Origin of the sequence: Streptomyces akebiae (genome assembly GCF_019599145.1) — a bacterium.
Classification (GTDB): Bacteria; Actinomycetota; Actinomycetes; order Streptomycetales; family Streptomycetaceae; genus Streptomyces; species Streptomyces akebiae.
In genome coordinates, this window is the sequence record NZ_CP080647.1 from 7,149,439 (window position 1) to 7,162,459 (window position 13,021).

Genomic DNA, 13,021 nt, shown 5'->3' on the forward strand with positions numbered 1-13,021 from the left:
GGCAACAAACTAGTCTGCACGCCGATGGGCAATTAAGTGATGACGCTTGTCCTCCCCGTCCCCTTAGGAGCTTCCGATGCCCTTCCTCGCGAACACCCCCGTGGAGAAGATGACCGGGCCGTACGCACGGCGCTGGTGGGCGCTGCTGGTGCTGTGCCTGAGCCTGCTGATCGTGGTGATGGCGAACACGTCGCTGATCGTCGCCGCCCCGGACATGACCACCGACCTGGGCCTGAGCAGCAGTGATCTGCAGTGGGTCGTCGACGGCTACACCGTCCCGTACGCGGCGCTGATGCTGGTGCTGGGCTCGATCGGCGACAAGTACAGCCGGCGCGGCGCGCTGATCCTGGGCCTGCTGATCTTCGCGGGCGGTTCGGTGATGGGGAGCATGGTCGACTCGACCTCGCTGGTCATCGCGGCCCGCGCGATCATGGGCGTCGGCGCCGCGGTCGTGATGCCGGCCACGCTGTCCCTGCTGGTCGCGACCTTCCCCCGGAGCGAGCGGGTCAAGGCCATCACCGCCTGGACCGCGACCTCCGGCCTGGCGATAGCCGTCGGTCCGCTGGTCGCCGGCTGGCTGCTGGAGGACCACGCCTGGGGCTCGACCTTCCTGATCAACGTGCCGATCGCCGTGGCCGCCGTCATCGGCGCGCTCGCCCTGGTGCCGCCGTCCAGGGCGGAGGGCATGGGCCGGATCGACTACGTCGGTGGTCTGCTGTCGATCGTCTCCGTCGGCTCCCTGGTCTACGCCGCCATCGAGGGCCCGCACTTCGGCTGGGGCGTCGGCCCCGTCACCGCGGCCGTGGTCGCCGGAGTCGGACTGGTCGCCTTCGTCGCCTGGGAGCTGCGGCACCCGCACCCGATGCTGGACGTCCGCAAGTTCACGCATCGGCCCTTCAGCGGCTCGATGCTCGCGGTGCTGTTCTTCTTCTTCGGCACGTTCGGCGCGATCTACTACTCGACGCAGTTCCTGCAGTTCGTCCTCGGCCACGACGCGCTGGAAACCGGTGTACGGCTGCTGCCGCTGGCCGGTGCGGTGTTCCTCGGTGCCGTGGTGACCGGGAGGCTGACCCCGAAACTGGGCGTGAAGGCGATGGTCGTGACCGGCATGGTCGTCGGCACGGCGGGCGTGTTCCTGCTCACCCAGATCGACAAGGGTTCGACGTACGGCGACTTCCTCGCGCCGATGATGATGCTGGGCTTCGCGATCGGTCTCAGCGTCTCCCCGGCGACCGACACGATCATGGACTCGTTCCCCGAGTCCGAGCTGGGCGTCGGCGGTGGCGCCAACGACACCGCGCTGGAGCTGGGCGGGGCGCTGGGCATCGCGGTGCTGGGCTCGCTGCTGGGCACGGCCTACCGGGACGAGCTGACCGACCTGGTCGGCAACCGCCTCCCGGCCGAGGCGATGGAGACGGCCAAGGACTCGGTCGGCGGTGGCCTGGCCGTCGCCGAGCGCGTCGCCCAGGACCCCTCCGCAGGTCCCCAGCAGGCCCAGGCTGTCGTGGAGGCCGTCCACGAGGCGTTCGCGCACGGCGTCGCCCAGACCAGTCTCGTCGGCGGCGTCATCATGGCCGCCGGAACGCTGATCGTCCTCGCGGTCCTGCCGGGCCGGCGGGGGTTCGCCGAGAAGGACGCCGAGCGGGCCGAGCGCGAGGCCCGGACGGCGAGCGAGGCGCGCGTACGGGAGCACGCCGGGTCCACCCGCTAGGCGTCTCGCTCACGGGTGTTGCTGAGCCGACCGGGCGGTGGCCGTACGCGAAGCTGCCGCGGTCGGCCCTGCGAGATGCAGCACCTTCGCCAGGACACGCGGCCGGCGGGGATCCATTTCCACAAGCTTCACTGTAGTGCTGCTTCAGTAATTCTCGCTTGTGGTGAAGTGGCACTACAGGAAAGATGCGTGGCATGAGCACCAAGCAACGGCGGATCGTCGACCTCAGCCACCCCATCAGACACGGGATGATCACCTATCCCGGACTTCCCGGCCCCGAGATCGGCGAGCACCTCACCCGGGAGGCGTCACGGAGGATCTACGCGCCCGGCACCGAGTTCGCCATGGGCCGCATCTCGATGGTGTCCAACACCGGCACGTACGTGGACAGCCCGCACCACCGCTTCGACGACGGCCATGACCTCGCGGGCCTGCCGCTCGACCGGCTGATCGACCTCGAAGGAGTCGTCGTGCGCGTCGAGGGTGTCGCCGACCGCGGCCGGGCCGTGGACCGTGCGGCGCTGCTGCCGTACGAGGTGAGCGGCCGGGCGGTGCTGGTTCACACGGGCTGGGACCGGCACTGGGGCACCGACCGGTACGGCCACGGCCACCCCTACCTCACCGCCGACGCCGTGGCCTGGCTGGTGGAACAGGGCGCCGTCCTCGTCGGGATGGACACCCTCAACATCGACGACACCGACGATGGCACCCGCCCCGCCCACACCGGCCTCCTCGCCGCCGGCATCCCCGTCGTAGAACACTTGCGGGGCCTGGAGCAACTGCCCCCGCAGGGCTTCCGTTTCCACGCCGCGCCCCCGGCGGTCGAGAGCATGGGCACGTTCCCGGTACGGGCGTACGCGCTCCTCGACGAGTTCCCGACCCCAGGACTCTGTCTAGGCTGACGCCGTGACCGACCTCGACATCAAGCGCGTGGACGGTGCGGCTGGGGACGAGGAACTCGAAGCCTGGCGGCACGTCCACCTTGCTTGTCGGGCGGAGTGCCCGGTCCTCCAGGGCTGAGGTGAATGCCCGTTCCCGCGTAGCGGGGCAGGGGAATGCCGGATCGCCGTCAGGGTGGTTCGGCGTCTGGGGAGGGACAACGGGTGGGGGTCGGCCGCAACCGTTCGTGGTGTCGGCGGGTCGGGGCCCTGTGGTTGGGGTTGTTGCCCTGGAAGGGATGAGTGTGCCGGTCACTCTCATGGGTGATGTGAGTCGAAGGGGTGCGCGGTGGGGGAACGGGGTGTCTAGTTTCGTGGCATGTCTCGTTTCCGGATGTATCCGTCGCTCGCGCAGGCCGAGCGGATGCTCACGCATTGCGCGCACGCGCGGTACGTGTGGAATCTTGCCGTCGAGCAGCACGCGTACTGGATGCCGGGTCGCAGGTCCGCGCCCGGTTTCGCGGAGCAGTGCCGTCAGCTGACCGAGGTCCGGCGGGAGAACGAGTGGCTGGGTTCGGGGAACGCGGATGTGCAGCAGCAGGCGTTGAAGGACTTCGCCCGGGCCAAGAGTTCCCGGTTCACGTCCGGGTTCGGTGAGCCGACCTGGCGCAGGAAGCACGTGCACGAGGGCTTTCGGGTCATCGGCACCGACCGCGTGCCGGAATATCACGTGGACGGGTCGCCGAAGGTGAACGCGAAGACCGGCAGGCAGGTCATGGGCCGCTCGGTGGTCGTGCAGAGGTTGAACCGGCGCTGGGCGCAGGTGAAGGTGCCCGGCTGCGGCTGGGTCCGCTTCCGCCTCAGCGCCAAGGGCAACGGGGCGCAGTTGCCGGAGGCGAAGACGTTCAGGGTCACCTTCCGCAACGGGCAGTGGCACATCGCCTTCGCCGTCATCCCCGACCCGGTCCCGGCGCCCGGCACGGATACGGTGATCGGCGTCGACCGGGGTGTCACGATCACCGCCGCCCTCTCCGACGGCCGGAGGCTGAACTGCCCCCAGCTCACCGTCAAGGAACGCGCCCGGATCCGCAAGCACCAGCGGCGGGCGGCCAGGGCCCCGAAAGGCAGCCCCGCCAAAGCGGCCGAGCGTGCGAAGGTGGCCGGGCTCAGGGCGCGGGAGGCGAACCGGCGCAAGGACTGGTGCGAGAAGACCAGCACCATGCTCGCCCGCTCCTACGGCCTGATCCGGTTCGAAAAGCTGAACATCAAGACGATGACCCGCTCCGCGAAGGGAACCGTGGAGCAGCCCGGCAGTGGGGTGGCGCAGAAGTCCGGCCTGAACCGGGCGATCCTCGCCCAGGGCTGGGGCCTGCTGCGGCAGCGCACCGGGCACAAGGCCCCCGGCCGGGTCGAGGACGTTCCCGCCCCCTACACCAGCCTGCGGTGCAGTGCCTGTGGGTGGATCGACAAGAACTCGCGCAAGAGCCAAGCCGGGTTCGTCTGTTCCTCCTGTGGCTTCACCTGCAACGCGGATACCAATGCGAGTATCAACGTCGCGGCAGGACAGGGCGGGATCTTCCGCCCCCGGCGGACAGCCGGTGCCGGAGGGACGACACCGCCCAACCACCGGTCGAGCGTCCGTGAACCTCAACCCATATGGGTTGGAATCCCCCTCTTTTAAGAGGGGGAGGATGTCAAAACACGATCATCCCGGCCCGCCCACCTCCTCTCCCTCGACGACGTCCGCGAGCGGGCCGTACGCCACCACCTCGAACTCGCGTACGTCGACGGCGTCCTCGTCGGCAACTCCACCGTCCGTCCGCCCGAGGGGGACGGCGCCACGGCCACGGTGATCGCGCGCGTGCTCGCCGGACACCGGCGTCGGGGGTTCGGCGAGCAGCTGTACGGGCGGGCGGTGCGGCGGGCGCGGGAACTGGGCGCCCGGGCGATCGAGACGTGCGTGCTGTCCTCGAACGAGGACGGCCTGCGGTTTGCGCTCGCCCACGGTTTCGTGGAGACCGAGCGCTATCTGCTGGACGGCGACACGATCCCGTGGATCGACCTGAGGCTCGACGACCCGGGCGCCGCTTCCTGAAGCCGCGGCACCAGCGCCGCGGCACCAGCGCCGCGGTGCTAGAGCTTCCCGGCGATGTCCAGCGCGGCCACGTACCCGAAGGTCATCGCCGGTCCGATCGTCGAGCCGGCGCCCGCGTAACTGCGGCCCATCACGGCGGCGCTGGCGTTGCCCGCCGCATACAGGCCGGGGATCACCGTGCCGTCCGGGCGCAGGACTCGGGCGCGGGCGTCGGTGAGGAGCCCGCCCTTGGTGCCGAGGTCGCCGGGGACGATGCGCAGGGCGTAGTAGGGCGGCAGCCACAGGGGCGCCAGACAGGAGTTGGGGAGCACGGACGGGTCCGTGTAGTAGTGGTCGTACACGCTGTCGCCGCGCCCGAAGTCGGTGTCGTCGCCCTGCCGGGCGAGGGAGTTGAAGCGGTCGACGGTGGAGCGGAGGGCGGCGGCGGGTACGCCGATCGCGCCGGCCAGCGCGTCGAGCGTCCACGCCTTGTGGACGGCCCCCGCGTCGTACCACTCGTCGGGGAACGGGAAGGTCGGCGCGATGTCCTTGAACAGGTACCGGTTGCGGTAGTTCTGGTCGACGATCAGCCAGGCCGGGATGTGGGAGGCGGACGAGGTGTCCTTCTCGTACATGGTGTGGACGACATCGCTGTAGGGGCCCGCCTCGTTGACGAACCGCGCCCCGGCCCCGTTGACCAACAGCCCACCGGGCAGCGTGCGTTCGGCGAGGCAGAACCAGGCCTGGCCCGGGGTGTCGACGGCCGGCCCCCACCAGGCGTCGTCCATCAGCGCGAGATCGGCACCGGCCCGCTGACCGGCCCGTATCCCGTCGCCGGTGTTCTCCTTGGCCCCCACCGACCACTGCGTCCCGATGGGCTGCTCCTGGTACTGCGCCCGCATGGCCGCGTTGTGCTCGAAGCCGCCGGAGCCGATGATGACGCCCCGGCGGGCACGGACGAGCCCGGCGGAGCCGTTCCTGGTGACGACCGCGCCCTTCACGGTGCCGTTCTCCGAGTACAGGTCGGTGAGCGGGGTGTCGAGCCACACGGGAACGTCGGCGCCGAGCAGTCCGGCCCGCAGGCCGCCCGCCAGCGCCTGCCCCATCGTGAGCGGCTTCTGCCCGAGCAGGGCGGCCTTGGTGCCCCGGGCGAGGCACTCGGTGGCGACGGCCAGCCCCTTCACGCTCACGGCGGTCAGCGCGAGCCACTTGTAGTCGGCGCTGAACACCACCATCCCGGCCGGCGTGGCCAGATAGGCGGGATTCAGCCGCGCCAGCTCGTCCCCCAGCAGGTTCCCGTCGAACTGGTCCGGCTCGATGGACCGCCCGTTCGGCAGCCCGCCCGGCAGCTCCGGGTAGTAGTCGCTGTACCCCTCCATCCACCGGAACCTGAGCGGGCTGTTCGCCATGACGAACGACAGCATGGCGGGCCCGTGATCGAGGAACGCCTTCTGCCGGTCGGCGGGCACGTCGTCCCCGACCACGGCCGCGAGGTACTGCGCCGCCTTGGCCGGCGTGTCCGGCACCCCCGCCGCCTTGATCACGCTGTTGTTCGGCAGCCAGATCCCGGCGCCCGAGCGCGCCGCCGACCCCCCGAACGTCGGCGCCTTCTCCACGACGACACAACTCAGCCCCTGCTTCGCCGCCGTGAGCGCGGCGGTCATCCCGGCCGCGCCGGAGCCGACGACGACCACGTCGTAGGTACCGAGGAGGGGCGGAGCGGCGGCGACGGCGGTCCCCGCGAGCCCACCACCCGCGGCGATCGCGGCCCCGGCCCCCGCGGCCGTCCCCAGCACCCGCCGCCGACTCGGGCCCGCCTCGGCCCCCGTACGTCTCTCAGGATCCGCGCTCATGGACATGCAGGACGCTCCAGCCTCGCGAAGGGACGGGTGGCGGTGCTGATCCCCCGGCGGCAACGCTCCCGTACGCCCCGGGCTGTGTGCGGAGCCTCGAATCTGACGTGAAGGCATGGTGAAGTCAAGACACGCGTCGGGCATGGTGCTTGTGGGGTGCGAGCCACACGTACCGCTCCTCTCCCTCCGGGGTGGAGGAGCGCCGACGCGGTTCGTTTCACGGGGTGGGCGGCCGGGAAATGTTCCGGCAGCGTGTTCTCGGCCCGCGGGCCGAGGGAGGGGGAGCGCTGTGTATGACCTGGCACGGGCACCGACCCATGTCCGGGCGCCCGACGGGCGGTTGCTGAGGGTCGAGTGCTCGGGGGATCCCGCCGGGCGGCCCGTCTTCCTGTTCCACGGCATGCCCGGCAGCCGGGTGGGCCCCCGGCCGCGGCCGATGTTCCTCTACCAGCGGGGGACCCGGCTCATCAGCTACGACCGACCGGGGTACGGGGGATCGGACCGCAGACCCGGCCGACGGGTCGTCGACGCCGTCGAGGACGTGACCGTCGTCGCCGACGCGCTGGGCCTGGACCGCTTCGCGGTGGTGGGCCGGTCCGGCGGAGCCCCGCACGCCCTGGCCTGCGCCGCACTGCTGCCGCACCGGGTGACCCGGGCCGCCGCGTTGGTGACGCTCGCGCCGCAGGACGCCGTCGGACTCGACTGGTACGCGGGAATGGCCCCTTCCAACGTCCATGAGTTCCATTCCGCGCTCACCGACCCCCAGGGCTTCACGGCCCGGCTCATCCCGCGCTCCGCGGCGATCCGCTCCGATCCGGCTCGGCTGCTGGAGCAACTGCGCGACGACCTCACCGACGAGGACCGGCTGATCGTCTCCGACAACGGCATCCGCTCGATGCTGCTGCGCAACTACCAGGAGGCAGTGCGCACGTCACCCTACGGATGGATCGACGACGCCCTGGCGCTGACCTCCCCCTGGGGGTTCGAGCCCGGCGAGATACAGGTGCCGGTGCTGTTCTGGTACGGCGCGAAGGACGTGTTCTCCCCGGCGGCCCACTCCTCCTGGCTGGCCGACCGCATCCCCCGCGCCACCGCCGTCCTCGAACCCGCCGCCGCCCATTTCGCCTCGCTGCGTGCCCTGCCGGGGGTCCTGAGCTGGCTTCTCCGAGGCACACTGCTGCCCCTGGCCCCGCCGGTGAGACCGTCCGGAGCGGCCCCGTGAAGGAGCCGTCACACCGCCAGCGGTTCCAGGTCGCGGTAGACCCGCCGGCCCTGCGCCACCAGGTGTGAGACACCACTGCCCTCGCCCAACTGGCGTTTGAGCCTGCCCAGTTCGGCAGCCACGTCCTCGCGCAGCCGGTCCGCCTCCGACACCCGCCCCAGGGCGCGCAGCGTCAGCGAGGAGTTGGCGACCACGGCCAGGGCCTCCGGATGGTGTGCGCCGAGCACCTCCTTCAGGGCCTCACGGGAGGGCTCCTCCAGGACCCACGCCTCCTCCGCGCGGCCCTGCTCGGCCAGGACGTTGGCGTAGTTGGTGCGGCAGAAGAGCGTGTGGGGATGCTGGTCGCCCAGCACCTCGACCATGCGGAGCATCACCCGCAGGAACACCGTCTCCGCCTCCTCCGCGTCTCCGCAGGCCCAGTGGTAGACGCCCAGGTTGTTGAGCGCGGCCTGGGTGTAAGGGTGCTCCTCGCCCGGCACCTTCCGGTACTCGGCCAGCGCCTCCAGCGCGATCCGGCGCGCCTCCTCCCGCTTGTCGGCGGCGTACAGGTCGGCAGCCAGGTTCAGGTCGCAGGCGAGCGAGTCGGGGGTGTGGGCGTCGTACTGCGCGTGGTACTGGTCGCGGGTCGCCTGGGTCAGGCGGTGCGCGTCCTTGAACTCGCCGGCCCTTCTGAGCGACACGGCCAGCGACTTGGCGCAGCTGAGAGTGCCGGGGAAGTCCTTGCCGAGCACGCGCTTGTGAGCCTCGTACGCCCCCGACAGCAGCGTCACCGACTCGGTGTAGTGGCCCACCTCGCGCAGATCCCGGCCGAGACTGGAGGCCGACGACAGGGTGTAGGGGTGGTCGGGGCCCAGAACGTCCCTGCGGCGGTGGTAGGTGTCCTGGTCGATGTCCCGGGCGTCGTCGTAGCGCCCGACCATGCGCAGGGCCAGCGCCAGGTTGTTCGCCGCGCTCAGCGTCCGGGGGTGCGAGGGATAGAAGGTGCGGCTGAACCCCTCGCGTGCCTCGCGGGCCAGCTTCTCCGCCTTGCCGTACTCGCCCAGGGCCGCGTAGTCGCTGGCGAGGGACGACGTGGTGATGTACGTGTGCGCGTCCGACGGTCCCAGCACCCGGCGCTGACGGTCCAGCAGATCCCGGTCGATCTCCTCGGCCTCGACATAACGCCCTTGCGAGCGGAGCACGTTGGCGAGTTGGCAGCGCAGGTACAGATACTGCCGGTGGTTCTCGCCCAGTGCGGGCTTCCAGTGGGTCAGCAGGTCGTCGGCGAGGCGCTGGGCGCCCGGGAAGTCCCCGCGCTTCCACATGTACCGGACGCGGTCGATGAGCAGCCGGCGGGGCTCCGACTCCGTGCAGTTGCGGATGTCCGAGGCGCGCAGATGAGGCCATATCACCTCGAACCGCGGCCAGTCCTCGGGATTGTCGGTGGGCTCGTCGTCGTCGGGCCGGGCGCCCGCGAGCACGGTGTGGACGACGTGCCGGGCGTGGCGCTGCTCCTCCTCGGTGAGCTGGGACCGGATGACCGCCTGCACCAGCCGGTGGATCTGGACGCTGTTGCTGACCTGGTCGACCTTGGCGAGGGCGAGCCGGGCGATCTCGCTGACGGCGCGGCCCACCATCAGGCTCTCCTGGAAGGCCGGGTCCACCTTGCGCAGTTCGTCCCGCATCTCCTTGCTGTAGAGCAGGCGGGACGAAATCGGTTCGGGGGCCATGAACGCGCACAGCTGCAGCAGCCGCACCGAGGCAGGGGAACGTTCCCGCAGTCGGGCGATGGAGATGTTCCAGGTCGCGGCCACCGTGGTGGGGTAGTCGGGGGGCTGGTTGAGGTCGAGCACCTGGGTGGTCTGTTCGGCGAGCTCGCTGAGGTACTCCTCGACCGGTGTGGCCGTCTCGGCGAGCCAGGCCGCGGCCTGTTCCACGGCGAGCGGGAGATCGCCCACCGCCTCCGCCACCCGGTCGGCCTCCTCGGGGCTGAGGCCGGGCGCCCGCAGGGAGAGGTGCTCCACGCTCTCCTGACGGAGGAACACGTCGACGGGCAGGGACGCGCCCTGCTGCGCCCAGGCCTGGTTCCGGGAGGTGATGAGAATGTGCCCGCCGCCGCCCGTGGGGAAGAAGCGGGTGAGCTCCTCGGGGTTGTCGGCGTTGTCGAAGACCAGCAGCCAGCGCTTGGTCGGCACCCCCCGGGCCAGCATGCGTACGGTCTCCTGGCAGGCCAGGGCCATGTCGTCGCCGCCGGGGGCGCCGATCCGGGCGCCGAGCTCGGCGAGCGAGGCCACCACGTTGTCGATGTGCTCGGCGGAGACCCACCACACCAGGTCGTAGTCGGCCATGAACCGGTGCACGTACTCCAGCGCCACCTGGGTCTTGCCGACGCCGCCGAGCCCGAAGAGCGCCTGGGGGCGCGGCAGTACGACCGAGATGCCGCCGCGGAGCTGTTCACGGAGCTGGTCGAGGATCACGCTCCGGCCGGTGAAGGTGGTGTTGCGCTGGGGCGCGTCCCAGATGTCGGGGGCCCGGCCCGGGAACCTGGCGTCCGACCCGCCGGCGGTCACGGGCTCGGCCCGCAGCCGCAGAACCTCGTGGAGTCCGTCGGCGCCGTCCGCCTCGCCGAGGCGGTGCAGGTCCACCACCTCGGTGTAGGCGCCGGTCGGCCGGACCTCGTCGACCCGGGCCAGCGCCGGCAGGGCGGCCGGGGAGTTCTGGACGGCCGTGGTGAGGGCCTGGCGGACCGTGTCCGCGTGCCGGGACTTGTCGAAGGCGTGCGACAGCAGGAGCAGGACGCGGGTGTCCGGGGCGGGGGGCTCCGGCGGGCCGGTCGCCACGTCGTGCAGGGTGACGCGGCAGCCGGACCGTTTGAGTACGCCCTCCACCCACTCGGCCCACATCCGGTTCTCCGCCGCGTGGACCACCAGGACCTCCACGGCCTGCGTCTGCGGCAACTGCCGGGTGAACGCCTCCAGGCAGCGCAGCCGCACCTGTTCCGGTACGGGCGGCAGCGCGGTGACCTCGTCGTCGGAGAGCACCGAGGTGAGGCGTTCGAAGGCGGACAGCAGGGAGTTCGCGTTGCCGCTCTTGTCGCCGACGGTCGCGAGGGTCTCCTCGTAGGCGTAGTAGGGGCGGTAGGGGATCTCGACCTTGCCCCAGTACGCGTTCAGCTCCTCGGGCGCCAGCTCCTCACGGTCGACCCCCTTGGGTAACCCCTCGAACTTCAGCCGCGCCAGCGCCCGTCCCGCGTCGGCCTTCTCCTTCTCGGCCTCGTCGACCCGCATCGGGACGGGCAGCACCCGGATCCACCGCTTGCCGTACCCCTTCTCGGCGCTGTGCGCCACGGCGGCCGCGCCGTCCAGCGCCTGGCCGCTGAGCGTGAAGCAGTCGACCAGCACGTCGGGCATCTGGATGGTGCAGATGTCCGCGTTGTCGGACAGCCCCGTCCGGCTGTCGATGAGGACGTAGTCGTAGGACGCCTTCATGTCCTCGCGGAGGGTGTCCAGGAACAGCCCCCCGCCCAGCCGCTCGTAGAAGTTGTCCCACTCGAAGGACGACACCGTCGCCGAGTACTCGCGGTTCTGTCGCCCTGCCGACAGGAAGTCGAGCGAACCGCCCGCCGGGAAGGCCAGGTTGAGGCGCTCGGGGGCGAGCGAGATGGCATGGTCCTCGACGCGGGCGTAGTCCCGGTGCCAGGGTCCGGAACGCGGCCCACCGGTGGTCGCGGCCCAGCAGTACTCGGTGATGATGTCGATCACGCCCGAGGTGGCGGCGAGCACGTTGGGGTCCAGGAACGGCTCGAAGAAGCGGTGCAGACCCGGCGCCTCCAGGTCCCAGTCGACCGTCAGGACCCGCTTGCCGTTCGCGGCGAGGATCCATGCCGTGTTGGCCAGGGCCATCGTGCGGCCCGTACCACCCTTGTACGAATAGAAGGTGATGATCCGTCCACGCTGCCCGGCCGTCATGCTTCTCCTCCGTGATCGGAACCCGCGGCGGGCTGCTGCGGGTAGGTGGGGCCCATGAGACGGGGCTGCGGCAACTGTGGGCCCTCGGGCGGATGCGCCTGCGCGTGCCTGAGGTACTGCCGGGTCGTGTGCGCCGCCAGAGCCGGCAGCACGTCGGCGAACACCTGGAGCGAGGGCACGCCGTTGGCCGCGATCCGGCAGTCGGTCCGGCGCCCCCGCTCCAGGATCAGGGGGAGGGTGCGTTCCAGCTTCGCCTTGACCTGTCGTCCTTCCGCGCCTTGGCACTCCTCGTCGCTGTGGTTCCAGGGGACGATCGCGCCGACCCAGGGGCGGGCGTTCGCGTCGAACGCCTTGAGCCTGCGCCGCCGGTCCTCGTCGAGGACCGCCCAGCAGTCGACCAGCAGGATCGCCGGGTGGCCGGGCTCGGGCTCCTCGGCCCCGGGGTGTCCGTCGGACCCGCCGGCCGTCGGCTCGTCGGTGGTCGGGTCCTCGTTGTCGAAGTCGGAGACGGTGATCCGGTAGTCCAGCGACCGGATCAGTTCCTCCGCCAGCGTGGCGATGGGCCGCGGGGTCTCGTCGCCGTAGGGGTTCCACTGCAGGGAGTTCTCGCCGTAGCGGCCGTTCTTCCGGGATTCCGGGACCAGGTGACGGGCGGGTGCCGCCACGGTCAGATGGATACGGCGGGGCCCGTCGCCCGGGGGAGCGAAAGCACTCGGCGTGGACTCGAACGGCCGGGGGGTGCTCGACGGAAGCGGCGACTCCTCGGCGACCTGCACGATCCGCTGGGCGAGCGTGAACACCGTCTCGTCGTACTCGTCCCGCAGCCGTTTGAGTTTGATCAACCCGTAGATCCCGTGGTCCAGATAGCGCTCGCAGTACGCGTTCCGCTCCACCTGGAGGTGGCGCACGGACTCGGGCAGCCGGTCCATGCCGACGCGACTCCACAGCACCGGCACGATCGCCGGGATGTCTCCGGCGCCGGCGTCCCTCGCCTGGCGTATGCGGTCGCTGAACGCGAACCACTCCCGACCACAGGCCTCGCTGCTGAAGTACCGCGGGGAGTACAGCGGCACGAACACCCGGCAGTGCGCCAGGTTGTCGCTGAGCCGGTCCGGCCAGCCCTCTCCCGAGCGCATCTCCCGGTCCATGAAGCCCGGGGGTGTGCCCGCCGGCAGATCGGTGATGGCCAGGATGTCGGCGCACAGGTCCTTGTAGAGCGTGTACACCCAGTGGTCCGGGTCCCCGCTGTCGGGTCCGGAGGGAGTGTGGGCATAGCTCAGAAAGAAGTAGGGCCGGTTGTCCGGTGCGCCTCGCCCTCGTACATGTCTGTTCACGC

7 protein-coding genes and 1 pseudogene are annotated in these 13,021 nt (G+C 70.8%); 5 read left to right on the forward strand and 3 right to left on the reverse strand.

Annotated features, from left to right (window positions below):
• Positions 1-76 precede the first annotated feature (76 nt).
• From K1J60_RS30960 to K1J60_RS30975, 4 genes and pseudogenes are all read left to right on the forward strand, one after another.
• Complete coding sequence (locus tag K1J60_RS30960; RefSeq protein WP_220649081.1) at positions 77-1,711, forward strand: MFS transporter; 1,635 nt, start codon at positions 77-79, stop codon at positions 1,709-1,711.
• A gap of 194 nt (positions 1,712-1,905) precedes the next feature.
• The gene (locus K1J60_RS30965; RefSeq protein ID WP_259408000.1) at positions 1,906-2,613 is read left to right on the forward strand and encodes a cyclase family protein; all 708 of its coding nucleotides are present in this window, start codon (positions 1,906-1,908) and stop codon (positions 2,611-2,613) included.
• 355 nt (positions 2,614-2,968) lie between these two features.
• Complete coding sequence (locus K1J60_RS30970; protein WP_220649082.1) at positions 2,969-4,270, forward strand: RNA-guided endonuclease InsQ/TnpB family protein; 1,302 nt, start codon at positions 2,969-2,971, stop codon at positions 4,268-4,270.
• A gap of 33 nt (positions 4,271-4,303) precedes the next feature.
• Positions 4,304-4,684: pseudogene (locus tag K1J60_RS30975) on the forward strand (N-acetyltransferase family protein); the annotation flags it as partial.
• Positions 4,685-4,722: 38 nt separating this feature from the next.
• Here the strand turns inward: K1J60_RS30975 and kstD are convergent.
• Complete coding sequence (gene kstD / locus K1J60_RS30980; protein WP_220649083.1) at positions 4,723-6,516, reverse strand: 3-oxosteroid 1-dehydrogenase; 1,794 nt, start codon at positions 6,514-6,516, stop codon at positions 4,723-4,725.
• Positions 6,517-6,805: 289 nt separating this feature from the next.
• Here kstD and K1J60_RS30985 point away from each other — a divergent pair, with 289 nt between their 5' ends.
• Positions 6,806-7,738: an alpha/beta fold hydrolase gene (locus K1J60_RS30985; RefSeq protein ID WP_259408001.1), complete on the forward strand. Its 933-nt coding sequence runs from the start codon at positions 6,806-6,808 to the stop codon at positions 7,736-7,738.
• Positions 7,739-7,746: 8 nt separating this feature from the next.
• Here the strand turns inward: K1J60_RS30985 and fxsT are convergent, their stop codons facing one another.
• Positions 7,747-11,685, reverse strand: coding sequence for an FxSxx-COOH system tetratricopeptide repeat protein (gene fxsT / locus K1J60_RS30990; protein ID WP_220649085.1), 3,939 nt, complete (start codon positions 11,683-11,685; stop codon positions 7,747-7,749).
• Complete coding sequence (locus K1J60_RS30995; RefSeq protein WP_220649086.1) at positions 11,682-13,019, reverse strand: TIR-like protein FxsC; 1,338 nt, start codon at positions 13,017-13,019, stop codon at positions 11,682-11,684. The genes fxsT and K1J60_RS30995 overlap by 4 nt, the downstream gene beginning before the upstream one ends.
• Between the last annotated feature and the right edge of the window lie 2 nt (positions 13,020-13,021).